The 22,036-nt window shown below is 72.4% G+C and carries 28 protein-coding genes; 23 read left to right on the forward strand and 5 right to left on the reverse strand.

The window, feature by feature from the left end; all coding sequences use genetic code 11:
* Positions 1–42: 42 nt before the first annotated feature.
* From IE331_RS07330 to IE331_RS07340, 3 genes are read left to right on the forward strand one after another with little or no spacing between them, the layout of a single operon-like run.
* The gene (locus IE331_RS07330; protein WP_192142117.1) at positions 43–255 is read left to right on the forward strand and encodes a helix-turn-helix domain-containing protein; all 213 of its coding nucleotides are present in this window, start codon (positions 43–45) and stop codon (positions 253–255) included.
* An 18-nt stretch (positions 256–273) separates the two neighbouring features.
* Positions 274–765: a Clp protease N-terminal domain-containing protein gene (locus IE331_RS07335; protein ID WP_192142119.1), complete on the forward strand. Its 492-nt coding sequence runs from the start codon at positions 274–276 to the stop codon at positions 763–765.
* On the forward strand, positions 765–1,163 hold the full coding sequence (locus tag IE331_RS07340; RefSeq protein WP_192142120.1) for a hypothetical protein: 399 nt from the start codon (positions 765–767) through the stop codon (positions 1,161–1,163). The genes IE331_RS07335 and IE331_RS07340 overlap by 1 nt, the downstream gene beginning before the upstream one ends.
* Positions 1,164–1,175: 12 nt before the next feature.
* On the opposite strand, the gene IE331_RS07345 is transcribed toward IE331_RS07340, so the two are convergent.
* The 3 genes from IE331_RS07345 to IE331_RS07355 are packed head-to-tail and all read right to left on the reverse strand — an operon-like array spanning position 1,176 to position 3,032.
* The gene (locus tag IE331_RS07345; protein WP_201931368.1) at positions 1,176–1,529 is read right to left on the reverse strand and encodes an MmcQ/YjbR family DNA-binding protein; all 354 of its coding nucleotides are present in this window, start codon (positions 1,527–1,529) and stop codon (positions 1,176–1,178) included.
* Entirely contained in the window at positions 1,526–2,068 is a 543-nt protein-coding gene (locus IE331_RS07350; protein ID WP_192142121.1) for an RDD family protein, read from the reverse strand. The genes IE331_RS07345 and IE331_RS07350 overlap by 4 nt, the downstream gene beginning before the upstream one ends.
* 10 nt (positions 2,069–2,078) lie before the next feature.
* On the reverse strand, positions 2,079–3,032 hold the full coding sequence (locus tag IE331_RS07355; RefSeq protein ID WP_192142123.1) for an alpha/beta hydrolase: 954 nt from the start codon (positions 3,030–3,032) through the stop codon (positions 2,079–2,081).
* 66 nt (positions 3,033–3,098) lie between these two features.
* Here IE331_RS07355 and IE331_RS07360 point away from each other — a divergent pair, with 66 nt between their 5' ends.
* From IE331_RS07360 to IE331_RS16495, 18 genes are all read left to right on the forward strand, one after another.
* Positions 3,099–3,428, forward strand: a complete 330-nt coding sequence (locus IE331_RS07360; protein ID WP_192142125.1) for a hydrogenase maturation nickel metallochaperone HypA/HybF — start codon at positions 3,099–3,101, stop codon at positions 3,426–3,428.
* Positions 3,429–4,202, forward strand: a complete 774-nt coding sequence (hypB, locus tag IE331_RS07365) for a hydrogenase nickel incorporation protein HypB (RefSeq protein WP_192142127.1) — start codon at positions 3,429–3,431, stop codon at positions 4,200–4,202.
* Between the two features lie 139 nt (positions 4,203–4,341).
* Positions 4,342–5,397: an NADH-quinone oxidoreductase subunit B family protein gene (locus IE331_RS07370; protein WP_192142129.1), complete on the forward strand. Its 1,056-nt coding sequence runs from the start codon at positions 4,342–4,344 to the stop codon at positions 5,395–5,397.
* Positions 5,398–5,437: 40 nt separating this feature from the next.
* Complete coding sequence (locus IE331_RS07375; protein ID WP_192142131.1) at positions 5,438–7,228, forward strand: nickel-dependent hydrogenase large subunit; 1,791 nt, start codon at positions 5,438–5,440, stop codon at positions 7,226–7,228.
* 6 nt (positions 7,229–7,234) lie between these two features.
* Positions 7,235–8,161: a NifU family protein gene (locus IE331_RS07380; protein WP_192142134.1), complete on the forward strand. Its 927-nt coding sequence runs from the start codon at positions 7,235–7,237 to the stop codon at positions 8,159–8,161.
* Positions 8,162–8,168: 7 nt separating this feature from the next.
* Positions 8,169–8,819 carry a DUF5947 family protein gene (locus IE331_RS07385; protein ID WP_192142136.1) on the forward strand — a complete coding sequence of 217 codons (651 nt, stop codon included), beginning with the start codon at positions 8,169–8,171 and terminating at the stop codon, positions 8,817–8,819.
* Complete coding sequence (locus IE331_RS07390) at positions 8,816–9,457, forward strand: DUF6084 family protein (protein WP_192142138.1); 642 nt, start codon at positions 8,816–8,818, stop codon at positions 9,455–9,457. Before IE331_RS07385 ends, IE331_RS07390 begins: the two co-directional genes overlap by 4 nt.
* Complete coding sequence (locus tag IE331_RS07395; RefSeq protein ID WP_201931370.1) at positions 9,454–10,857, forward strand: hypothetical protein; 1,404 nt, start codon at positions 9,454–9,456, stop codon at positions 10,855–10,857. Before IE331_RS07390 ends, IE331_RS07395 begins: the two co-directional genes overlap by 4 nt.
* Complete coding sequence (locus tag IE331_RS17085; protein WP_404821741.1) at positions 10,854–10,973, forward strand: DUF6893 family small protein; 120 nt, start codon at positions 10,854–10,856, stop codon at positions 10,971–10,973. The genes IE331_RS07395 and IE331_RS17085 overlap by 4 nt, the downstream gene beginning before the upstream one ends.
* Positions 10,970–11,485: a hydrogenase maturation protease gene (locus tag IE331_RS07400; RefSeq protein ID WP_192142140.1), complete on the forward strand. Its 516-nt coding sequence runs from the start codon at positions 10,970–10,972 to the stop codon at positions 11,483–11,485. Before IE331_RS17085 ends, IE331_RS07400 begins: the two co-directional genes overlap by 4 nt.
* Position 11,486: 1 nt before the next feature.
* On the forward strand, positions 11,487–11,750 hold the full coding sequence (locus IE331_RS07405) for a HypC/HybG/HupF family hydrogenase formation chaperone (RefSeq protein ID WP_192142142.1): 264 nt from the start codon (positions 11,487–11,489) through the stop codon (positions 11,748–11,750).
* Positions 11,747–14,065 (forward strand): carbamoyltransferase HypF, encoded by a 2,319-nt coding sequence (gene hypF, locus IE331_RS07410; RefSeq protein WP_192142144.1) that lies wholly within the window; start codon positions 11,747–11,749, stop codon positions 14,063–14,065. Before IE331_RS07405 ends, hypF begins: the two co-directional genes overlap by 4 nt.
* Positions 14,066–14,081: 16 nt before the next feature.
* Positions 14,082–14,366 (forward strand): HypC/HybG/HupF family hydrogenase formation chaperone, encoded by a 285-nt coding sequence (locus tag IE331_RS07415; protein WP_192142146.1) that lies wholly within the window; start codon positions 14,082–14,084, stop codon positions 14,364–14,366.
* Positions 14,363–15,463: a hydrogenase formation protein HypD gene (gene hypD, locus IE331_RS07420; RefSeq protein WP_192142148.1), complete on the forward strand. Its 1,101-nt coding sequence runs from the start codon at positions 14,363–14,365 to the stop codon at positions 15,461–15,463. Before IE331_RS07415 ends, hypD begins: the two co-directional genes overlap by 4 nt.
* A 10-nt stretch (positions 15,464–15,473) precedes the next feature.
* Entirely contained in the window at positions 15,474–16,544 is a 1,071-nt protein-coding gene (gene hypE, locus IE331_RS07425) for a hydrogenase expression/formation protein HypE (RefSeq protein ID WP_192142150.1), read from the forward strand.
* A 2-nt stretch (positions 16,545–16,546) separates the two neighbouring features.
* A complete protein-coding gene (locus IE331_RS07430; protein WP_192142152.1) occupies positions 16,547–17,269 on the forward strand; it encodes a DUF6390 family protein in 723 nt (240 codons plus the stop codon).
* 174 nt (positions 17,270–17,443) lie between these two features.
* Positions 17,444–18,367, forward strand: coding sequence for a hypothetical protein (locus tag IE331_RS16490; protein WP_225579668.1), 924 nt, complete (start codon positions 17,444–17,446; stop codon positions 18,365–18,367).
* Between the two features lies 1 nt (position 18,368).
* The gene (locus IE331_RS16495; RefSeq protein ID WP_201931372.1) at positions 18,369–19,028 is read left to right on the forward strand and encodes a class F sortase; all 660 of its coding nucleotides are present in this window, start codon (positions 18,369–18,371) and stop codon (positions 19,026–19,028) included.
* On the opposite strand, the gene IE331_RS07450 is transcribed toward IE331_RS16495, so the two are convergent.
* Positions 19,025–19,639 (reverse strand): hypothetical protein, encoded by a 615-nt coding sequence (locus IE331_RS07450; protein ID WP_192142158.1) that lies wholly within the window; start codon positions 19,637–19,639, stop codon positions 19,025–19,027. The two genes, IE331_RS16495 and IE331_RS07450, sit on opposite strands and share 4 nt — an antisense overlap.
* Positions 19,640–19,719: 80 nt before the next feature.
* Here IE331_RS07450 and IE331_RS07455 point away from each other — a divergent pair, with 80 nt between their 5' ends.
* Entirely contained in the window at positions 19,720–20,847 is a 1,128-nt protein-coding gene (locus IE331_RS07455; protein ID WP_192142160.1) for an LLM class flavin-dependent oxidoreductase, read from the forward strand.
* On the forward strand, positions 20,844–21,467 hold the full coding sequence (locus IE331_RS07460) for a CE1759 family FMN reductase (RefSeq protein ID WP_192142162.1): 624 nt from the start codon (positions 20,844–20,846) through the stop codon (positions 21,465–21,467). Before IE331_RS07455 ends, IE331_RS07460 begins: the two co-directional genes overlap by 4 nt.
* Positions 21,468–21,495: 28 nt before the next feature.
* Here IE331_RS07460 and IE331_RS07465 read toward each other — a convergent pair whose 3' ends face one another.
* On the reverse strand, positions 21,496–22,017 hold the full coding sequence (locus tag IE331_RS07465; RefSeq protein WP_192142164.1) for a YbhB/YbcL family Raf kinase inhibitor-like protein: 522 nt from the start codon (positions 22,015–22,017) through the stop codon (positions 21,496–21,498).
* Between the last annotated feature and the right edge of the window lie 19 nt (positions 22,018–22,036).

Here is a 22,036-nt window from a genome sequence, read left to right on the forward strand (position 1 = left end):
CCTGGGTTGACAGATCGACATCGATCAACCATGGTTGACGGCATGGACCAGGACCTGGCGTCGGAGGACCCGGAGACGGCACTGGCCGCCGTCCTGGCCCTGCGCCGTCAGGCCACCCTGCTGGAGCGTCGCGCGGTCGGTCAGGCCCTGGGCCAGGGCTGGACCTGGGCGCAGGTCGGCCAGGCGCTGGGGATCTCGGCCCAGGCGGCGCACAAGAAGTTCGCCCGGGACCTGCGCGGACGACCGAGCGGGTAGGAAGCACGAGGAGGGATCATGTTCCTGCGCACGAGGGAGGAGCTGAGGACGGTCAAGCGGCTGCTCACCCAGGCCGAGGACGAGGCGCGGGCGATGGGCGACGACCTCCCCGGTCCGGAGCACCTGGTGCTGGCCGCGTTGGCCCTGCCGGACCGGACCGCGGTCGAGGCCCTCATCGCCGTCGGCGTCGACGAGGACGCCCTGCGGGTGGCTCTCAGCACCGCCCAGGAGCACGCCCTGCTCTCGGTCGGCGCGCAGCCGTTCGAGCTGCCGGAGGCCGACCTGGCGCCCGGCACCGGGCCGTACCGGTCGACGCCGCAGGCGCAGCGGACCTTCCGGACCGCGGCCGCCCTGGCCAAGGCGGAGCGCCCGCACCGGCTGCGCGGCGCCCACGTGGTGGCCGCCGCCGCCGACGAGTCCGAGCACGGCACCTGGGCCCGGGCGCTGTGGCTCCTGCGGGTCCCACCGGCCGATCTGCGCGCGGCCGCGCTCGAGGCGGTGCGGCACTGATGCGCTTCAGCGAGTACGAGATGACCACGGCCCTCACCGCTGCCGTCAAGGAGGTCCTCGGGACCCAGCGCCGGGACGTGCGCAAGGGCCGGGCGGACATCGAGCAGGTGTGGCGCGACATGGACCGCTTCAAGCGCTACCAGGTGCTCGAGGCCGTGGGCAGCCAGGTCCTGCCCGTCCTGGTCGCCCTGCCCGACGTCGAGGTCGCGGCGGGGCAGAGCCCGGCCTTCACCGACGACCAGATCCGCTCGGCCGTCGAGGAGGGTCTCGACGAGGACGGTGGCCGGATCCGTCGCCGGGCCGCCGTGGCCGCCAGGGTCGCCCTCGTGCGGCTCACCCTGCGGCACCTGCCGCCGCGCACCGGGGCGGACGCGTCCGGTCCCCTCGACTCGCCCTGACCCGTTCGACCCTCAGCGGGGCAGCAGGTCGCCGCGGCGCTCGACCAGCGCGGCGGGCGCGGTCAGCCGCCAGGCCTCGAAGGCGAGCTCGGCCAGCTCGTCGCGCTCCACCCCGGCCAGCCGGACCACCACCCAGCCGAAGCCACCGGCGGTGAACTGGACCTCGAAGGTCTCCGGACGCTCGGCGACGAGCGCGAGCTGCTCGGCCAGGGTCTGCTTGAGGCCGACGGTGCGGGTCGGCTCCCAGAGGTAGCCGAACGTCCGCGGCCCGACCGAGATCCGCCAGTAGCGGTCATGGTCGGTGCGACCGACCTCCGGGAGCTGGTCGACCAGCTCGAGGAAGTCCCCGATGCCGCACCCGGTCACCGGACCCTGAGCACCCTGGTCTCGCCGAACTGGTCGTGCCACCCGCGGCGGGCGACCGTGTCGGTCCTGATGCCGAAGGCGATCAGCAGGACCGCCCCGAACTGGAGCAGGGCCGCGATGACCCCGCCGATCAACGGGATGATCCCGACCAGGCCGAAGGCCTGCCAGACGTTGCGACGCAGGGACTGCTCGAGCGTCGGGTGCTCGCCGGTGGGGCCCACCACCCGGAGACTGAGCAGCATCTTGCCGAAGGTCCGCCCCTGCCGTGACTCCATCACCGCGTAGTAGCCCAGGTAGAGCGCCGTGCTCAGCACCGAGGACACGGCCGCGGCCGTCGGCGAGGAGCCGCCGTAGAAGCCGGTGGCGCTCTCGTCCAGCAGCGCGCCGACCACGACCAGGCCGATGACCAGGCCGCCCACGACGGCGAGCAGCAGCGAGTCGACCAGGCGGGCGAGGAACCGCTCGAGCAGCCGACCCGGCTCGGTCGAGGCCGGTCCGGTCTGCTCGGGGCCCACGGGATAGGTCGGGTAGTCAGACATGCCGAGGAGCCTAGCGATCCTCGACGTACGCCGTCAGCCAGCGGGCCATCTCCGCATAGACCCGCTCCCTCACCTCCGGCAGCGACAGGACCAGGTCGTGCCGACCGTCCTCCACCGCGATGCTGGTGACGTGCCGACCGACCGAGGGGGCCCAGCGCCGGATCTGCTCCACGTCCAGCACCAGGTCGGCCCGGTGCACCTCCTCGCCCATCTCCAGGGGCTGTGCCGAGCGCGAGGACGAGAGCACCAGCGCCGGGCAGCCGACCTCGAGCCCACGGTGCAGGCGGGCGTGGCCGAGCCGGATCGCGCGCAGCCACCCGGCGTGCACCGGCCACGACTCCACCGGCTTCCACAGCAGGTCGAAGTCGAACTCGCCCTCGTGGTCGCGGTGCAGGCTGCGCCCGTAGAGCCCGGTGACCCGGCGCGGGATCTGCCGGCGCGGCCGGCGTACCCCCATCTGGTTCAGGATCGCGGTGCCGACCGTGCGCATCCACCAGGCGCCCTGCATGTCGAACCACGGCGAGTTGAGGATCAGTCCCGCCGGCCGCACCTCCGGTCGCGAGTCCACCCACAGGGGGACGGTCAGCCCGCCGGTCGAGTGCGCGGTCAGGACGACGTGCGGGTGGTCGTCGCGTCGGGAGATCCGGGCCCATGCCTGGTCCAGCTCGGGGTAGTACTCCCTCAGGTCGGCCACGTAGTTCGGCGTCTGGTGCGGCAGGAGCGAGCGGCCGTACTTGCGCAGGTCGAGCGCGTAGAAGTCGTACCCGCGCTCGTTCCACCACTCGGCGTACCCGGTGTGGAAGAAGTAGTCGGCGTAGCCGTGCAGGTGCAGCACCGCCCGGGTGGTCGGCTCGCCGGCCGGGCGGGCGACCAGCGTGGCGACCACCGGCCCTTCGTCGTCGTCCGGGAGGTGCAGCGTCTCGGCGGTGTAGCCCTCGCCGAGAACGTCGACGTCGGCGTCCATGTGCCGGATCCTTGCAGATGCCCTGTGGCGGTCCTACCGTGAACCGCACACGGGCGGGGTGCACTCATGCATGAACTGGCGATCGCGGAGAGCGTGGTGTCCTCGGTGCTCGAACGCACCGGCGAGCAGCACGTGTGCGTCGTCCGACTCCGCGTCGGCCGACTGTCCGGGGTGGTGCCGGATGCGCTGCGGTTCTGCTTCGAGCTGGCCACCAGCGGCACCGCACTCGAGGGTGCCGCGCTCGAGATCGAGCACCCGGCCGGGCGGGCCAGGTGCCGCGCCTGCGAGCGGGAGTTCGAGCTGGCCGACGCGATCCTGCTGTGCGAGTGCGGCAGCGCGGACGTGACCGTCCTGTCCGGCCACGACCTCCGCGTGACCTCGGTGGAGGTGGCCTAGGTGTGCGCGACGTGCGGCTGTGGCGAGGGCGAGGTGCGGGTGACCGCGCCCGGTGACCAACACCACGGCCACGGCCACGGCCACGGCCACGAACAGGAACACGACCACGACCACGACCATCCGCTCCGCACCCACACCCTCGAGCTCGAGGTCGCGGTCCTCGCCCGCAACGACGAGCTGGCCGCCCGGAACCGGGCCTGGCTGGCCGCGCGGGACGTCGTCGCGTTGAACCTCATGAGCTCGCCGGGGTCCGGCAAGACCACGCTCCTGGAGCGCACGATCGCCGCCTCCGACCGGCCGGTCGGGGTGATCGAGGGCGACCAGGAGACGCTCTTCGACGCCGAGCGGATCCGTGCCGCCGGCGCCCGCGCGATCCAGGTCAACACCGGTGCCGGCTGCCACCTCGACGCCGCGATGGTGCAGCGTGCGCTCACCGACCTGGCGCCCGAGCCGGGCAGCGTGCTCTTCGTCGAGAACGTCGGCAACCTGGTCTGCCCGGCCCTCTTCGACCTCGGCGAGCTGCGCAGGGTCGTGGTCATCTCGGTCACCGAGGGCGACGACAAGCCGCTGAAGTACCCGCACATGTTCGCGGCAGCCGATCTCGTGGTCATCAACAAGACCGACCTGCTGCCGTACGTCGACTTCGACACCGCGCGGCTACGGGCCGACGCGCGCAGGATCAACCCCGATGTGGAGCTCCTGGAGCTCTCCGCCCGAACCGGCGACGGGTTCGCCGGCTGGCAGCAGTGGATAGCGGCACTGCTGCCCCAGTAGTCCGGTGTGACCCTTGACACACCCGGGGGCCGAGGACTAAATGGGGTGAGGAGTTGCGCAAGAGGGCCGCATCCAGTCCGGCCCCGGCAACAGGACGGGCCCCGGCCCGAGGCCCCGGCCCGGAATACGGGGTGTCTCCATGCCCACTGCGGAAGCCGTCGCAGCAGAGGAAACCCTGATCCACGTCCTGTGGATCAACGCCGGGCTCAGTTGTGACGGGGACTCCGTCTCACTGACCGCGGCCACGCAGCCGAGCATCGAGGAGATCGCACTGGGCGCCCTGCCGGGCCTGCCGCAGATCGCCGTCCACTGGCCGCTCATCGACTTCGAGTGCGGGCCGACCGGCGGTGCCGACGACTTCCTCGAGTGGTTCTTCAAGGCCGACCGCGGCGAGCTCGAGCCGTTCGTGCTGGTGGTCGAGGGGTCGATCCCCAACGAGCAGCTGCACGACGAGGGCTACTGGTGCGGCTTCGGCAACGACCCGGCCACCGGGCAGCCCATGACGACCAGCGAGTGGCTCGACCGGCTGGCCCCCAAGGCGACCGCGGTGGTCGCCGTCGGCACCTGCGCCACCTACGGCGGCATCCATGCGATGGAGGGCAACCCCACCGGCGCGATGGGGGTGCCGGACTATCTCGGCTGGGACTGGAAGTCGAAGGCCGACATCCCCATCGTCTGTGTGCCCGGCTGTCCGGCGCAGCCCGACAACATGTCCGAGACGCTCACCTACCTGCTCTACATGGCCACCGGCCAGGCGCCGATGATCCCCCTCGACGACGCGCTCCGGCCCACGTGGCTGTTCGGCCAGACGGTCCATGAGGGCTGCGACCGCGCCGGGTACTACGAGCAGGGCGACTTCGCCGACGAGTACGGCTCGCCCAAGTGCATCGTCAAGCTCGGCTGCTGGGGCCCCACCGTGAAGTGCAACGTGCCCAAGCGCGGCTGGATCAACGGCGTGGGCGGTTGTCCGAACGTCGGCGGGATCTGCATCGGGTGCACGATGCCGGGCTTCCCCGACAAGTTCATGCCGTTCATGGACGAGCCACCCGGCGGCAAGCTGTCCACGACCGCGGTGGGCCTGTACGGCAGCACGATGAGCCGGCTGCGGAAGCTCACCACCGACACGCTCGACAAGGAGCCGAAGTGGCGCAAGCGGGGAAGGCAGCTGACCACCGGCGCCACCCGCACCTGGTAACCCGTCCACCCTCGCGATGACCGACAGGAAGAGGCGACGCATGACGTCGACGATCCCGACACCCAGCAGCACCAAGGAAGGGGCCGACGGCCTCGTGGAGATGGCGTGGGACCCGATCACCCGGATCGTCGGCAGCCTCGGCATCTACACCAAGATCGACTTCACGCAGAAGGTCGTGGCCGAGTGCAAGAGCACCAGCTCGATCTTCCGTGGCTACTCGATCTTCATGAAGGGCAAGGACCCGCGCGACGCGCACTTCATCACCAGCCGGATCTGCGGCATCTGCGGTGACAACCACGCGACCTGCTCCTGCTACGCCCAGAACATGGCGTACGGCGTCAAGCCGCCGCACCTGGGTGAGTGGATCGTGAACCTCGGCGAGGCCGCGGAGTACATGTTCGACCACAACATCTTCCAGGAGAACCTGGTGGGGGTGGACTACTGCGAGAAGATGGTCGCCGAGACCAATCCGGGCGTGCTCGAGCTCGCCAACGACACCGAGGCGCCGCACGCCGACGCGCACGGCTACCGCACCATCGGCGACATCATGCGCTCCCTGAACCCGTTCACCGGCGAGTTCTACCGCGAGGCGCTGCAGGTCAGCCGCTGGACCCGCGAGATGTTCTGCCTGATGGAGGGTCGGCACGTGCACCCCTCCACGCTCTACCCGGGCGGTGTCGGCACCGTCGCCACGGTCCAGCTCATGACCGACTACATCACCCGGCTGATGCGATACGTCGAGTTCATGAAGAAGGTCGTGCCGATGCACGACGACCTCTTCGACTTCTTCTACCAGGCCCTGCCCGGCTACGAGGAGGTCGGCAACCGCCGGATCCTGCTGGCCTGCTGGGGCTCCTTCCAGGATCCCGAGCACTGCAACTTCGACTACAAGGACATGACCGAGTGGGGCCGCAGGATGTACGTCACTCCGGGCGTGGTCGTCGACGGCGAGCTGGTCACGACCGACCTCGTCGAGATCAACCTCGGCATCCGGATCCTGCTCGGCTCCTCGTACTACGACGACTGGGAGGACCAGGAGGTCTTCGTCCGGAACGACCCGCTGGGCAACCCGGTCGACCGCCGGCACCCCTGGAACCAGCACACCAACCCCAAGCCGCAGAAGCGCGACCTCGACGACAAGTACAGCTGGGTGATGAGTCCCCGCTGGTTCGACGGCCAGGACTACCTCGCGCTCGACACCGGCGGCGGCCCGCTGGCCCGGCTGTGGTCCACCGCGCTGGCCGGCCTGGTGGACATCGGCTACGTGCAGTCGACCGGCTCGTCGGTGCGGATCAACCTCCCCAAGACCGCGCTCAAGGGACCGGTCGAGCTGGAGTGGAAGGTGCCGCGGTGGAGCAACACCATCGAGCGGAACCGGGCCCGGACCTACTTCCAGGCGTACGCCGCCGCGTGTGCGCTGCACTTCGCCGAGAAGGCGCTGGCGGAGATCCGCGCCGGCCGGACGAAGACCTGGGAGAAGTTCGAGGTGCCCCAGGAGGGCATCGGCTGCGGCTTCACCGAGGCGGTGCGCGGCGTCCTGTCGCACCACATGGTGATCCGGGACGGGAAGATCGCGAACTACCACCCCTACCCGCCCACCCCGTGGAACGCCAACCCCCGCGACAGCTACGGCACACCCGGCCCCTACGAGGACGCCGTCCAGGGTCAGCCGATCTTCGAGGAGAACGATCGCGAGCACTTCAAGGGCATCGACATCATGCGCACGGTGCGCAGCTTCGACCCGTGCCTGCCGTGCGGCGTCCACATGTATCTCGGCGAGGGACAGAAGCTCGAGCTGATCCACTCGCCCACGCAGTCGGTCAGCGGCTAGGCGACGATGGAGGACCCCGCGCAGGCCGACCGGCTGCGGGCCACCGGTGACCGGATCGACGTCCTCCTGGAGGCCAGCGGCTCCGGCGGGGTCCTCGCCCGACAGCGGGCCGAGGAGCTGGTCCGGCTCACCGCTGACCTCTACGGCGCGGGCATCGAGCACATCCTCGAGATCCTCCACGACGCCGGACGCCTCGACGACGACGTCCTGGCGGCGCTGGCGGCCGACGACCTGGTCGCCAGCCTGCTGCTCGTGCACGGGCTGCACCCCTACGACGTCGGGCTGCGCGTCGAGCAGGCGCTCGAGAGCGTGCGTCCCTATCTCGGCTCCCACGGTGGCGACGTGGAGCTGCTCGGCATCACCGAGGAGGGCACCGTCCGGCTCCGCCTGCTCGGCAGCTGTGACGGCTGTCCCTCGTCGTCGGTCACCCTGAAGCTCGCCGTCGAGGGTGCCATCGAGGCAGCCGCCCCCGAGGTCACCGGCATCGAGGTGGAGGAGGCGGCGTCGACCGGGGGACAGGGGCTGATCCCGGTCGACGCACTCCGCAGCCGCCTCGACCTGACGACCGACGAGGGGGCGGCGCCGTCCTGGGAGGCGGCGTCCGGTCTCGCGGACCTCGCCCCGGGCGAGGTGCGGCTGGTCGAGGTCGCCGGGTTGCCCGTCCTCGGGTGCCGGATCGGCACCGACCTGTTCGCCTATCAGGACGGCTGCCCGCGGTGCGAGGCGTCGCTGCGCGGCGCCGCGCTCGCGCGCCGGCTGGGCGCCGCTGTCGGCGAGGCGGTGCTGCGGTGCCCCGCCTGCCGGGCGCACTACGACGTCCGCCGGGCCGGCGTGAGCCTCGACGAGGAGGGCGGCGATCCGCTGACCCCGGTCCCCCTGCTCACCCGGGACGGCGTCATCTCGGTCGCGGTGGCCGCGCCGGTGTCGGCATGAGCAGCCGATGACCGGCACCGGCCGGGCCCCGTTGTCGGCACTCCGGCGGATCACCGGCACCCGACCGGATCCGGTGGTCGGCGAGCGCTGCGAGATGTGCGCGGAGCCGATCACCGACCAGCACCAGCACGTGGTGAACGTGGAGAGCCGGACCATCATGTGCGCCTGCCGCGGCTGCTACCTGCTTTTCACCGCCGAGCACGCGGAGATGCGCTACCGGGCGGTGCCCGACCGGTATCTCTCCTTCCCCGAGTCCGGCTTCGGTGCGGGGGAGTGGGACCAGCTGCAGATCCCGGTCGGTCTGGCCTTCCTGTTCCACCACTCCGTGCAGGACCGGATGGTCGCCTTCTACCCCGGCCCGGCCGGCGCCACGGAGTCCGAGCTCCCGCTCGACGCCTGGGAGCGGATCCTCGCCGGCACCCCGGAGCTCGGCGTGCTCCGTCCCGACGTGGAGGCCCTGCTCGTCCGCGGCCCGGACCGTGATCAGGACGGCTACGCCTGCCACGTGGTGCCGATCGACACCTGCTACGAGCTGGTCGGTCGGCTGCGGTCGCTGTGGCGCGGGTTCGACGGCGGCCAGGAGGCCAGGGCCGCCATCGCCGACTTCTTCGCGGCCGTCCGGGCACGCAGCCTGCCCGCCCCCGTGGAGCCGCGATGAGCGCCTGGACGTTCGAGGTCGTGGAGATCTTCGCGGAGCCGTACGCCGCGGCGCCGCAGCTGACCGCGCGGCTGCGGATCCACGAGGCGACCGGGCAGCAGGTCCATGCCATCGCCCTGCGCTGCCAGGTGCGCATCGAGCCGCAGCGGCGTGGCTACGAGGAGCGGGACGAGACCGGTCTGCGCTCCCTGTTCGGGGAGCGGGACCGCTGGGCGGAGACCCTCCGGCCCTTCCTCTGGATGCAGTGCAGCGCCATGGTCCAGGGCTTCACCGGCGTCACCGAGGTCGACCTCGCGCTTCCCTGCACCTACGACTTCGAGGTGACGGGCTCCCGCTACCTGCAGGCGCTCGGGGACGGCACGGTGCCCCTGGCACTGCTGTTCTCCGGGACGGTGTTCACGAAGGGCAGGGCGGGGTTCGGCGTCGAGCAGGTGCCGTGGGACTGCGAGGCCGGCTACCGGCTGCCGGTCTCGGTGTGGCAGGAGATGATCGCCTCCTACTTCCCGGGCACCGGCTGGCTGCGGCTGGACCACGAGTCGATCGACGCGCTCGCCGACTACCGCACCCGACACGGCCTGACCTCGTGGGAGGAGACCGTGCGGAGCCTGCTCGCCGCCCGGGACGAGGCCCCGGCATGACCGGCATGACCGGCGGGACCGCGGCGACCGGCTCCCTCGACCGGGTGCGGGGCATCGCGGACGCGGTGCTCTACGAGGGCTACCTGCTCTACCCCTACCGCGCGAGCTCGTCGAAGAACCAGTCCCGCTGGCAGTTCGGGGTGCTCGGTCCGCCCCGGGCCGAGCCCGCGAGCTTCGCCGAGGACCCGCGCCTGGAGATGCAGTGCCTGCTGGAGGCGACCGGGGCCGACTCACCGAGCGTCGAGTCCCGGCTCCGGTTCCTCCAGCACCAGACCCGCACCGTGGAGCGTCGCGTGGACGGGGGGCACGTCCCGGTCGGCGAGCTGGTCGTCGACGGGGTCACCCTGCTCAGCTGGCAGGAGGCGCACGAGTGCGAGGTCGTGCTGCCGGCGTACGACCCGGGTCCGGCCCTGGCCGGGGCCGACGCGGCGCCGGTGCGGACCCGGGTCGAGGTCCCCGGCGGGGAGGAGGTCGAGGTGGTGCGCGACGCCGGAGGCGCCCGGGTCGGCAGGATCGTGCGCCGACGCAGCCCCCTGGTCGCCCAGGTGGAGATCCGGGCCGAGCCCGACGACGGCTACGCCCGGCTGAGCGTCGCCGTGGCCAACGACCACCCGGAGACCGCCGCCGGCAAGGAGGACGCCCTGCGGCTGGCCCTGATCAGCGCCCACATGCTCGTGAGCGCCGCGGGCGGGGCCGGCTTCGTCTCGCTGCTCGAGCCGCCTGCCGCCGCGGCCGCCGCGGCCGCCAGGTGCCGGCAGCACCGCTGCTTCCCGGTGCTGGCCGGGCTGCCCGGGTCGACCGACGTCGTGCTCGGCTCCCCGATCATCCTCTACGACCACCCGGAGATCGCCGAGGAGAGTGCCGGCGCGCTGTTCGACTCCACCGAGATCGACGAGATCCTGACGTTGCGGGTGATGACGATGACCGACGAGGAGAAGGCGGAGGCGCGGGCGACGGACCCGAGGGCGGCCGAGATCGTCGACCGCTGCGACGCGATGTCCGACGACGCCCTGCAGCAGCTGCACGGAGCGCTCCGCAGCCCCGAGCCGCGGCTCTTCGACACCGGGGAGGTGCCCTGGTGGGACCCCGCCGCCGACGAGAGCGTCCGGCCGGAGGTCGACAGCGTCGTCGTCGACGGCGTGCGGGTGGCCAAGGGCAGCCTGGTGCGGGTGCACCCGTCCCGCCGCGCGGACGCCCAGGACCTCTTCTTCGCCGACCGGGTCGCCCGGGTGACCGCCGTGCTCTCCGACGTCGACGGCGGCACCCACGTGGCGCTGGTCCTCGCCGACGACCCGGCGGCCGACCTGCACGAGTGGTACGGCCGCTACCTCTACTTCGCACCGGACGAGATCGAACCCCTGGACCAGGCACGTGAGGCACGAGAGGAGAGCCACCCATGAGAACGATCGGCATGCTGACGACGATCATCGCGGCCGCCGTCGCGGTCGGCGCGGTCGCGGTCGGGATCCGTTCCGCGCCCGACATCAAGCGCTACCTGCGGATGCGTCAGATGTGAGGCCCCGGGTCCTGGTCGCCGGCATCGGCAACCTGTTCCGCAGCGACGACGGGTTCGGTCCCGAGGTCGTGCGGCGGCTGGTCGCGGGCGGAGGCCTGCGCGGACTGCCCGGGGACGTGCGCGCCGTCGACTACGGCATCCGCGGGATGCACCTGGCCTACGACCTGCTCGACGGCTACGACGCGCTCGTGATCGTCGACGCGACGCCCGGGCCAGGCGCACCCGGCGAGGTCGCGGTGCTCCGGGTGCGCGAGGACGACCTCGGCCGGGGCGGCCTCGATCCGCACGGGATGGCCCCGGTGGCCGTGCTCGCCTCGTTGGGGGAGCTCGGCGGGCGACTCCCTGCGACGTACGTCGTCGGCTGCCGGCCGGCCGACCTCGACGACGGCATCGGTCTCTCCGAGCCGGTGACCGAGGCCGTGCCGGTGGCGATGGACACCGTGCTGACGCTGCTCCGCGAGCGGGTCCTGGCCGATGCGGCACCGGCTCGGACGTCCGGGGGGAGGGGCTGACATGTGCCTGGGGATCCCCGGCCGGGTGGTGCGGGTGCTCGACGGCAACGCGGGCATGCTCGCCCTGGTGGACGTGCTCGGCGCGCAGCGCCCGATCAACCTCGGCATGCTGGAGGACATCGGCGTCGAGCCGGGCGAGTGGGTGCTGATCCACATGGGCTTCGCCCTCGAGCGGATCGACCGGGCCGCGGCGGACGCCGCGATGAGCGGCCTGGAGATGATGGGGCGCGGGCCGAGCGACGACCAGGTGGGGGCCGGCCCGTGACCGGGGTGGTGGTCGTGGCTCCGACCCGGGTCCGGGTCCGGGTGACGGTGTCCGGGCTCGTGCAGGGGGTCGGCTTCCGGCCGTTCGTGTACGTCACCGCCAGCGCCCTCGGTCTGACCGGGCGGGTGGCGAACACCCCCGCAGGAGTGCTGGCCGAGGTGGAGGGTGACACGGTGGCGGTCACGGAGTTCCGTCGACGGCTGGTCGCCGAGGCACCGCCGCTGGCCGTGGTCGAGGCCGTCGAGCACGGCGAGGTGCCCGCGCGAGGCGGCACCGGCTTCACGATCGAGGCGACGACGGACGGAGAGGGTCGCACCCTCGCCTCACCAGACGTGGCGACCTGCTCGGACTGCCTGGCCGAGCTCGCCGACCCCGGGGACCGCCGGCACCGGCACCCGTTCATCACCTGCACCAACTGCGGGCCGAGGTTCACGATCATCACCCGGCTGCCCTACGACCGGGCCGGCACCACGATGGCCGACTTCGCCATGTGCGCCGCCTGCCGCGCGGAGTACGACGACCCGACGGACCGCCGCTTCCACGCCCAGCCGATCGCCTGCCATGACTGCGGACCGACGCTGGAGCTGGTGGTGGGCGGGGATCTCCGATCCGGGGAAGGGGCGCTCCGAGGCGCTCGCGACCTGCTCGCGGCCGGGTGCATCGTCGCCGTGAAGGGACTCGGGGGCTACCACCTGGCCTGTGACGCCGGCAACGGGGCGGCCGTCGCCGAGCTGCGCCGCCGCAAGCGGCGGGGCGACAAGCCGTTCGCGGTGATGACCCGCGACCTCGCCGCGGCGGAGCGGCTGGTGCGGGCCACCGGCCCGGAGCGGCGACTCCTCACCGGTGGCCGCCGGCCGATCGTGCTGCTCCCGCGCCGGGAGGGTGCCGCCGTCGCCGCGGCGGTGGCCCCCGGACACCCGCTCCTCGGGCTGATGCTTCCCTACACGCCCCTGCACGTGCTCCTGCTCGAGGAGCCGGGCCCGCGGTCGCTGGTGATGACCTCGGGCAACCGGTCCGGGGAGCCGATCGTCACCGACGACCAGGACGCACTCGACCGGCTCGCCTCGCTCGCCGACGGATGGCTGAGGCACGACCGGCGGATCGAGGTGCCCTGCGACGACTCGGTGGCGAGGTTCGTCGCCGGCGCCGAGCTCCCGCTCCGGCGCTCCCGTGGGCACGCGCCGCTGCCCGTGGCCCTGCCGTTCGACGTGTCGCCGGTGCTCGCCACCGGTGGCGACCTGAAGAACACGTGCGCGGTGGCGTCGGGTCGCTACGCGTGGCTGAGCCAGCACGTCGGCGACCTCGACGACCTGGCCACCCAGGACGCGCTCGCGTCGTCGGTGGCCCATCTCGAGGAGCTGACGGGGGTCGACCCCGGCCTGGTCGTCACCGACGCCCACCCGGGCTACCGGGCGCACCGGTGGGCCCGCGAGCGGGCCGGGGACCGACCCCTGCGGACCGTCCAGCACCACCATGCCCACGTCGCCTCGGTCATGGGCGAGCACGGGCTGGCCGGCGGCGAGGAGGTCATCGGGGTGGCGTTCGACGGCACCGGCTACGGCGACGACGGGGCGGTCTGGGGCGGGGAGGTGCTCGTGGCCGGCTACGGGTCGTACCGGCGAGCGGCGCACCTGCGCTACGTGCCCCTGGCCGGCGGCGATGCCAGCGTGCGCCGGCCCTACCGGATGGCGCTGGCACACCTCTGGGCCGCCGGGGTCGCCTGGGACGACGACCTGCCCGCGGTGGGCGTCTGCCCGGTCACCGAGCGCGGAGTGCTGCGACACCAGCTCGAGACCGGGTTCGGGGCCGTGCCCACCTCCAGCATGGGCCGGCTCTTCGACGCGGTCTCGTCCCTGGTCGGGGTCCGGCACACCGTGGACTACGAGGCCGAGGCCGCCATCGAGCTCGAGGTGCTGGCCGCGGGGGCTGCGGGTGCCCCCGACCCGGTCCCGACGGCGTACTCGTTCGAGGTGACCGGCGACGAGCCGCTCGTGGCGGATCCCGCGCCGGTGGTGCGGGCGGTGGTCGCCGACGTCCGTGCCGGCACGGCCCCCGACCTGATCGCCGCCCGGTTCCACGCGGCTGTCGCCGACCTGGTGGTGCGGCTGGCCGTGCACGAGCGCACGCGGAGCGGCCTCCGCACCGTCGCGCTGGCCGGCGGCGTGTTCCAGAACGCCGTGCTGCTGGAGTCCGCAGAGCGCCTGCTGGCGGGGCGCGGGTTCACGGTCCTGCGCCCCCGGCTCCTGCCGCCGCACGACGGCGGGCTGGCCCTCGGACAGATCCTGGTCGGCTCCCGAGTCCGACCCCGACAGTGAGAAGAAGGAGAGGCCCATGTGCCTGGCAGTTCCGGGCCGCGTCGTGTCCGTCACCGAGAGGGACGGCACCACGATGGCCGACGTCGACTTCGGCGGCCTCCGCAAGGAGGTCTGCCTCGAGTACATCCCCGACGTGAAGGTGGACGAGTACGTCATCGTGCACGTCGGCTTCGCCATCCAGCGCCTCGACGAGCAGTCCGCCCAGGAGACGCTGGCCAACTTCGACAGGCTCGGGATCCTCGAGGAGGAGTTCGGCGACGGTTTCGAGATCGCCGCCCGGCAGGCAGGAGCGGAAGGATGAGGTACCTCGACGAGTTCAGCGACCCGGACCTGGCCGGCAAGCTGGTGGACCAGATCCACGCCGTGACCACGCAGCCGTGGGCGATGATGGAGGTGTGCGGCGGGCAGACGCACTCGATCATCCGGCACGGCATCGACCAGCTCCTGCCCGAAGGAGTGGAGATGATCCACGGGCCCGGGTGCCCGGTCTGCGTCACCCCGCTGGAGATCATCGACAAGGCACTGGCGATCGCCGAGCAGCCCGGGGTGATCTTCTGCTCCTTCGGCGACATGCTCCGGGTGCCCGGCTCCGGCAAGGACCTGTTCTCGATCAAGAGCGCCGGCGGGGACGTCCGGGTCGTGTACTCGCCGCTGGACGCGCTGACGCTGGCGAGGGAGAACCCCGACAAGCAGGTGGTCTTCTTCGGGATCGGCTTCGAGACCACGGCCCCGGCGAACGCGATGACGGTCTACCAGGCCAAGCGGCTGGGCATCGAGAACTTCTCCCTGCTGGTCTCGCACGTGCTGGTGCCGCCGGCCGTCGCCGCGATCATGGAGTCGCCGACCTGTCGGGTGCAGGCGTTCCTCGCCGCCGGCCACGTCTGCAGCGTGATGGGCACGGCGGAGTACCCGCCGCTCGCGGAGAGGTACGGCGTGCCCATCGTGGTGACCGGCTTCGAGCCGCTGGACATCCTCGAGGGCATCCGCCGGACCGTCATCCAGCTGGAGGAGGGGCGGCACGAGCTCGAGAACGCCTACCCCCGCGCGGTGGTCGCGGAGGGCAACCCCGCGGCGATGGCGATGCTGCGCGACGTGTTCGAGGTGACCGACCGGACCTGGCGGGGCATCGGGATGATCCCGGAGAGCGGGTGGCGGCTCTCGGAGCGCTATGCACGGTTCGACGCGGAGGAGCGGTTCTCGGTCACCGACATCCACACCGACGAGTCGGCGCTGTGCCGCTCGGGCGAGGTGCTCCAGGGGCTGATCAAGCCCCACGAGTGTGCCGCGTTCGGCAAGGAGTGCACTCCGCGCAATCCGCTCGGGGCGACGATGGTGTCCTCGGAGGGCGCCTGCGCGGCGTACTTCACCTATCGCCGACTCGAGCTGGTCGAGAGCTGAGGAGGAGTCGATGGGCGAGCATCCGGACTTCGACGGCTGGGTCTGTCCGGCCCCGCTGAGGGACACCCCGACGATCGTCATGGGCCACGGGGGCGGTGGCGCGATGTCGGGGGAGCTCATCGAGCAGCTGTTCCTGCCCGCCTACGGGGGTGCTGCCAGGGCGGACCTGGGCGACTCGGCCGTGCTCGCCGTGCCGGGGCTGCGGGAGGGGGCGAGGCTGGCCTTCTCGACCGACTCGTTCGTCGTCAGGCCGATGTTCTTCCCCGGCGGCTCCATCGGGGACCTGGCCGTGAACGGGACGGTCAACGACCTCGCGATGTCCGGGGCCACACCGCTCTACCTGTCGACGGCGTACATCCTCTCCGAGGGGACCGCGCTGGCCGACATCGGCCGGGTGGCCACCGCGGTCGGCAAGGCGGCCGAGTCGGCCGGAGTGCAGCTGGTCACCGGAGACACCAAGGTCGTCGACAGCGGCAGCGGGGACGGCGTCTACGTCAACACCGCCGGCATCGGCATCGTGCCGGCCGGCGTGGAGATCGGACCGACGCGGGCCGAGGTGGGCGACGTCGTGCTGGTCAGCGGTGACATCGGCGTGCACGGGATCGCGGTGATGAGCTGCCGGGAGGGCCTGGAGTTCGGCACGAGGATCGAGAGCGACACGGCTGCGCTGCACGGACTGGTGGCCGACCTGCTCGGCACCGGCGTGGACGTGCGGGTCCTGCGAGACCCCACCCGTGGCGGGGTCTCGGCAACGCTGAACGAGATCGCGAGGGCCTCCGGTGTGGGCATCGAGCTCGTCGAGCGGGACCTGCCGATCCCGCCCGAGGTCAAGGACGCCTGCGGACTGCTGGGGCTGGATCCGCTCCAGGTCGCGAACGAGGGCAAGCTGCTCGCGGTGGTGCCCGCGGACGGGGCGGAGCAGGTGCTCGAGGCGATGCGGCGTCATCCGCTGGGATCGGGGGCTGCCAGGATCGGCCGTTGCGTGGCCGAGCATCCGAGGATGGTGGTGGCCCGCACCGGCCTGGGCGGCACCCGCGTGGTCGACCTGCCGATCGGCGAGCAGCTGCCCCGGATCTGCTGAGCATGAGCGCCGAGGGGGCGGTGCTGTTCGCCCGCTACGCCTACCCGCCCAACGCCCTGGGCTACTGCGGTCCCGAGGGTGCCGAGGCGATGCTCCGGCCGGCGGCCGTGGCCGACATCGAGCGCCGTGCCCGGCAGTTCGACGGCGCCTGGTCCTACCTGGAGCTGCTCGCGGAGGCACACGGGTCGGGCGACCCGCTCTCGGCTGCGGTGGTCGAGGCCTACTGGCTCGGGAGCCCCCTGCTCGACGGGCTTGCCCCGAACCTCCTCGTGGAGCGGCTCCGTGAGCGGTTCGCCGGTCAGCCCGGCGGCACCTGGCGCCAGGCGGGCGACCGGGCCCGTGCCCACCACAGCTTCCAGGTGTTCGAGGTGTATCCGTGGGCGGAGCTGCTCCGGGCGGGCCGCCCGGTGGCCCCGGCGCTCCACGTGCTGGACCGGTGCCGGATCAGGGTGGGGGAGGTGGTGGCCGCCGCCGGGGAGGCGGTCACCGTCTCCAGTGACCGTCTGCGGTGGGACCCCCCGGAGCTGACGGTCACCGGACCGGTCACTGAGGAGGCCCGCTGGTCGGTCGGAGGGCTGAGCCTGATCCCCGCTCCGGAGGTGGGCGACCTGGTCGCTCTGCACTGGGACTGGGTGTGCGACACGGTGAGCCCGCGCCAGGCGGAGCACCTGGCCGCACTCGAGCGCAGGCAGCGCCGCTCGATCGGCCGGATGCCCGGCGTCTGAGTCACACTCAGACCACCCCTGGGGGTGGTCCGGGGGCTTGGTGGGTGGGCTAGTGTCAATAGTCCGACGTAACTATTTGTCGGATCAGCAGTTGGGGAAGTGTCCAGGTCGAGATCCGACCGGACTCTCGGGGGGATGCCGGACCTTTCCGGCAGGTAATGGGGGAATCCCTCGATGCGTCATGCTCTCTTCGGACGTGGGCTGGTCGCCGGTGCGACCGCCGCGCTCCTCGCCACCGCAGCACTCTCGCCGGCCACGGCCACACCCGGCAACGGCAACGGCTCGCCTCCGGGCAACAACGGCACCGTCAAGGTCGTCGGCTCGGGCGACGTCGACGACATCCCACAGAACCACCCGCACGTGGGCTGTGACTTCCTGCTGGAGTGGTACGGCTTCGACAAGGGGGAGGACGTCGTCTCGACGGTGTCCTTCGCGATGCAGGCGCCCACGGCCGACGTCGGCCTCGCCGTCAGCGGTCCGAGCACGGTCTTCGTCGGCGAGGACGACGCCTCCGGCGCGGGCAACGACCTGGACGGTCGCCAGGAGTACACGCTCAGCTTCGACGGTGCGCCGCACCCGCAGCAGGGCTACCACGTGAAGCTCACCGTCAGCACCCCCCGATCGCAGGGCAACGACACCAAGACCAAGGTGTTCTGGGTCGAGGGCTGCGAGGAGCCGGTGACCCCCGAGGAGCCGGTGACCCCTGAGGAGCCGGTGACCCCCGAGGAGCCGGTGACCCCCGAGGAGCCGGTGACCCCCGAGGAGCCGGTGACGCCCGAGACGCCCGAGGAGCCGGTGACCCCCGAGCAGCCGACCACGCCGGACGACTCCTCGATCACCGACGGGGCGGTGAGCCCGCCGAAGGCCGGGAACGCCCCGAGCGGCCAGGCGCCGTCGATCCAGGCGCCCGCGAACCAGGCGCCGTCCGGCCTGGCGCCGGCGGCGCAGGTCCCGACGAGCATCGATGCCGGGCTGGGCGCGGCGTCGTCGACCCCGGCACAGGACCGGGCTCCGCTCGTCCTGCTGGTGCTGGGTGGCCTGCTGGGCCTGGCCGGGCTGACGCTCCGCCGGCGCAGCCCCGCCCGGATCCGTCGCTGACGTGATCCGTCCGATCGGCCCGGTGGCGACGCTCGTCGTCGCCACCGGGGCCGTGCTGGCCGGCCTCGGTGGCCTCGGCCTCGTGTCCACCGCCCCGGCGCCTGCCCAGGGTCCCGGTGAGGGGTCCGGCGAGGTCGCCGCGCAGGTGTCCGCGCCGGACCGGTCCTTCCGGGTGGGCGCCCGGCCGCGGCTCGAGACGTCGGCGGATCCCGAGTCGCCGCAGACCCCCGGCCGGCCGCCCGAGCGCCTGGTGCTGCCGTCGCTGGCGGTGGACGCCCCAGTGGTGCCGATCGCGGCACAGGGCGAGGTGCTGGTGCCTCCGGCCGATCCGCAGGTCATCGGCTGGTGGGCGGCCGGTGCGGCGCCGGGCGCGTCGACCGGCACGACCCTGGTCACCGGCCACACGGTCTCGACCGGGGGTGGTGCGCTGGACGACCTCGAGGAGGTGCGGCCCGGCGACCCGGTCACCGTGGGCACGGGAGCCGACACCGTCGACTACGTGGTGCGGCGGGTGGAGGAGTTCTCCAAGGGCGAGCTCGCCCGGCGCGCCGAGGAGCTCTTCCGGCAGGACGGCCCGGGCCGGCTGGCGATCGTGACCTGTGAGGACTGGGACGGGTCGCAGTACCTCTCCAACGTCGTCGTGACCGCCGTTCCGCGTTAGCCCGCCGCGGCCCGGGGTGCCTCGGTCCGTGCCCGTCGACGCCCCAGCACCGACGCCACGACCAGGCCGGCCACGAAGGCGCCCAGGGTGCCGAGCGCCTCGTCGCCGAGCGTGTCCTCGTAGGCGGTGTCGAGCTCGGTGCCGTGGCGGATGAACGTGTACCACTCGCCCAGCTCCCACCCGATGGCCAGGAGGGCGCCGATGCCGGTGACCAGGACGACCACGGCCCACCGCGGCCGCACCCGGGCGCAGACGATGAGCCCGAGGCCGGTGCACAGCAGCAGCCAGTTGCCGAAGTGGTTCAGGTCGTCCCACCAGGCGACCGCGTCGTAGAGGTCGAGGCTGTTGCCGGTGACGTCGACGAGGAACGGCAGCATGACCAGCGTGAACGCGCCGTACGGCGGGGCGGCGGGGTCCGCGCGCCGACGGGAGACCAGCCACCACGCGACGGGGACCGCCAGCATCAGCAGGGGGTAGGCCACCAGCCGGGCGCCGAACGCCTTGTCGGCGAACCGCTCGATGCCGGGCCAGTACTCCGCCACGAGCAGCTGCGCCACGGTCGCGAGCAGGACGGCGGCCGGCACCCAGGCCGGGCAGGAGCGAGGTCTCACCGGCACATTGTCGCCGGAATAGCCGACCACGGAGGGCTGTTGAGAGGTCGTTGCTCCTTCAACCAGCAGGAGGTGGTCGCATGCAGTTCGGCATCTTCACCGTCGGAGACGTCACCCCGGACCCCACCACGGGACGGACCCCGACCGAGCACGAGCGGATCCGGGACACGATCACGATCGCCCGGAAGGCCGAGGAGGTGGGACTCGACGTCTTCGCCACCGGCGAGCACCACAACCCGCCGTTCGTGCCGTCGGCACCGACCACCACCCTCGCCTACATCGCCGCCGTGACCGAGCGGCTGCTGCTGTCCACCTCCACCACGCTGATCACCACCACCGACCCGGTGCGGATCGCGGAGGACTACGCGACGCTCCAGCATCTCTCCGACGGCCGGGTCGACCTGATGCTCGGCCGGGGCAACACCGGCCCGGTCTACCCGTGGTTCGGCAAGGACATCCGTGACGGCGTCCCGCTGGCGGTCGAGAACTACGCCCTGCTGCGCCGGCTCTGGCGCGAGGAGGTCGTCGACTGGGAGGGCAGGTTCCGCACGCCCCTGCAGGGGTTCACGGCGACGCCCCGACCGCTGGACGGCGTACCGCCGTTCGTGTGGCACGGCTCGATCCGGACCCCCGAGATCGCCGAGCAGGCGGCCTACTACGGCGACGGCTTCTTCGCCAACCACATCTTCTGGCCGGCGTCGCACACCCGTCAGATGGTGGCGCTGTACCGACGCCGCTTCGAGCACTACGGTCACGGCTCCGCGGACCAGGCGATCGTGGGCCTGGGCGGGCAGGTGTTCATGCGGCACAACAGCCAGGACGCGGTGCGCGAGTTCCGCCCGTACTTCGACAACGCCCCGGTCTACGGCCACGGACCCTCCCTCGAGGACTTCACGTCGCAGACCCCGCTCACGGTCGGCTCGCCCCAGCAGGTGATCGAGCGCACCCTGGGTTTCCGGGAGTACGTCGGGGACTACCAGCGGCAGCTGTTCCTGATGGACCACGCGGGGCTGCCCCTGAAGACGGTGCTGGAGCAGCTCGACCTGCTCGGCGAGGAGGTCGTGCCCGTGCTCCGTCGCGAGTTCGCCGCCCGGAAGCCCGTCCACGTGCCGGACGCACCCACCCACGCGACACTCCGGGCGGCCCGTGAGCACGCCGCACCGTCCCTGGACGAGCTCGGCGCCCGCGCCGTGGCGGCCGAGCGATGACCCGGCACGTCGTGGTGGTCTCCGCCGGGCTGGGGGTGCCGTCGTCGACCAGGCTGCTCGCCGACCGGCTGGCCGCCGCCACCGAGGCCTCCCTGGCCGCCCTCGGTGAGTCGGTGGCGACCCGGATCGTCGAGCTGCGGCCACTCGCCCATCCGCTCGCCGACCACCTCCTCACCGGATTCCCCGCGGGGGACCTCGTCGAGGCGGTCGCCGCCATCCGCCGGGCGGACGCCGTGATCGCGGTGACACCCGTCTTCAGCGCGTCCTACAGCGGCCTGTTCAAGTCGTTCTTCGACGTGCTGGAGCCGGGCACGCTGGCGGGCACGCCGGTGCTGCTCGCCGCGACCGCGGGCACCGCCCGCCACTCACTGGCGCTCGAGCACGCCCTGCGCCCCCTGTTCGCCTACCACCGGGCGCTCACGGTGCCCACCGCGGTCTTCGCCGCCAGCGAGGACTTCGGCAGCGCCGCCGACGGTCGACTCGCCGACCGGGTGGCGCGGGCCGCGGGCGAGCTGGCCGACCTCGTGGCCGGGCGACCGCTCGGGCCCGAGGACCCCGACCCCGACGGTCTCGACGATCTCGACGAGCCGGAGCCCTTCGAGACGCTGCTGGGTCGCTAAGACGGGCGCCCCGTGGGGCGCCCGCGCCTCAGTGCGCGTAGGTGCCGGTGATGATCGCCCGGCCCAGGGTCTTGAAGGCCAGGTTGAACGCGACCACCGCGGGGCTCGAGTCGCCGTCGACACCGAGGTGCCGCTCGCCGACCGCGTGCACCACGAACTGGTAGCGGTGCACCTGGTCGCCCGGCGGGGGAGCGGCGCCCATGAAGCCCTTCCCGCTGCCGTCGTGTCGCACGTGGAAGGCGTTCCCCGGCAGCTCGCCCTCGGCGGCACCGGTCTCGAGGGAGGTCACCTCCGCCGGCAGGTCGACCAGGACCCAGTGCCAGAACCCGCTCGGGGTGGGGGCGTCGGGGTCGAAGCAGGTGACCACGTAGGACTGCGTGCCCTCGGGTGCGCCGGACCAGCTCAGCTGGGGCGAGGTGTTCCCGCCGTCGGCCACCTGGTCGGGCTTCAGCGGCTGGCCGTCCGTGACGTCGGTGCTGGTCACCGAGAACGACGGCACCGCAGGCAACAGGTCGTAGGGGTCGGGGGCGACAGGTCGGTCGAGGCTCATGCTCCGAACCTAGTCACCC

This window comes from Nocardioides donggukensis, from assembly GCF_014842875.1.
In the GTDB taxonomy this organism is placed as follows: Bacteria; Actinomycetota; Actinomycetes; order Propionibacteriales; family Nocardioidaceae; genus Nocardioides; species Nocardioides donggukensis.

What these genes read in the sequence shown, in the direction of transcription:
- IE331_RS07330 (WP_192142117.1), top strand. Translation starts at nt 43, where the DNA reads ATGGACCAGGACCTGGCGTCGGAGGACCCGGAGACGGCACTGGCCGCC.
- IE331_RS07335 (WP_192142119.1), top strand. Translation starts at nt 274, where the DNA reads ATGTTCCTGCGCACGAGGGAGGAGCTGAGGACGGTCAAGCGGCTGCTC.
- IE331_RS07340 (WP_192142120.1), top strand. Translation starts at nt 765, where the DNA reads ATGCGCTTCAGCGAGTACGAGATGACCACGGCCCTCACCGCTGCCGTC.
- IE331_RS07350 (WP_192142121.1), bottom strand. Translation starts at nt 2,068, where the DNA reads ATGTCTGACTACCCGACCTATCCCGTGGGCCCCGAGCAGACCGGACCG.
- IE331_RS07355 (WP_192142123.1), bottom strand. Translation starts at nt 3,032, where the DNA reads ATGGACGCCGACGTCGACGTTCTCGGCGAGGGCTACACCGCCGAGACG.
- IE331_RS07360 (WP_192142125.1), top strand. Translation starts at nt 3,099, where the DNA reads ATGCATGAACTGGCGATCGCGGAGAGCGTGGTGTCCTCGGTGCTCGAA.
- IE331_RS07370 (WP_192142129.1), top strand. Translation starts at nt 4,342, where the DNA reads ATGCCCACTGCGGAAGCCGTCGCAGCAGAGGAAACCCTGATCCACGTC.
- IE331_RS07375 (WP_192142131.1), top strand. Translation starts at nt 5,438, where the DNA reads ATGACGTCGACGATCCCGACACCCAGCAGCACCAAGGAAGGGGCCGAC.
- IE331_RS07380 (WP_192142134.1), top strand. Translation starts at nt 7,235, where the DNA reads ATGGAGGACCCCGCGCAGGCCGACCGGCTGCGGGCCACCGGTGACCGG.
- IE331_RS07385 (WP_192142136.1), top strand. Translation starts at nt 8,169, where the DNA reads ATGACCGGCACCGGCCGGGCCCCGTTGTCGGCACTCCGGCGGATCACC.
- IE331_RS07390 (WP_192142138.1), top strand. Translation starts at nt 8,816, where the DNA reads ATGAGCGCCTGGACGTTCGAGGTCGTGGAGATCTTCGCGGAGCCGTAC.
- IE331_RS07395 (WP_201931370.1), top strand. Translation starts at nt 9,454, where the DNA reads ATGACCGGCATGACCGGCGGGACCGCGGCGACCGGCTCCCTCGACCGG.
- IE331_RS17085 (WP_404821741.1), top strand. Translation starts at nt 10,854, where the DNA reads ATGAGAACGATCGGCATGCTGACGACGATCATCGCGGCCGCCGTCGCG.
- IE331_RS07405 (WP_192142142.1), top strand. Translation starts at nt 11,487, where the DNA reads ATGTGCCTGGGGATCCCCGGCCGGGTGGTGCGGGTGCTCGACGGCAAC.
- IE331_RS07415 (WP_192142146.1), top strand. Translation starts at nt 14,082, where the DNA reads ATGTGCCTGGCAGTTCCGGGCCGCGTCGTGTCCGTCACCGAGAGGGAC.
- hypD (WP_192142148.1), top strand. Translation starts at nt 14,363, where the DNA reads ATGAGGTACCTCGACGAGTTCAGCGACCCGGACCTGGCCGGCAAGCTG.
- hypE (WP_192142150.1), top strand. Translation starts at nt 15,474, where the DNA reads ATGGGCGAGCATCCGGACTTCGACGGCTGGGTCTGTCCGGCCCCGCTG.
- IE331_RS07430 (WP_192142152.1), top strand. Translation starts at nt 16,547, where the DNA reads ATGAGCGCCGAGGGGGCGGTGCTGTTCGCCCGCTACGCCTACCCGCCC.
- IE331_RS16490 (WP_225579668.1), top strand. Translation starts at nt 17,444, where the DNA reads ATGCGTCATGCTCTCTTCGGACGTGGGCTGGTCGCCGGTGCGACCGCC.
- IE331_RS07455 (WP_192142160.1), top strand. Translation starts at nt 19,720, where the DNA reads ATGCAGTTCGGCATCTTCACCGTCGGAGACGTCACCCCGGACCCCACC.
- IE331_RS07460 (WP_192142162.1), top strand. Translation starts at nt 20,844, where the DNA reads ATGACCCGGCACGTCGTGGTGGTCTCCGCCGGGCTGGGGGTGCCGTCG.
- IE331_RS07465 (WP_192142164.1), bottom strand. Translation starts at nt 22,017, where the DNA reads ATGAGCCTCGACCGACCTGTCGCCCCCGACCCCTACGACCTGTTGCCT.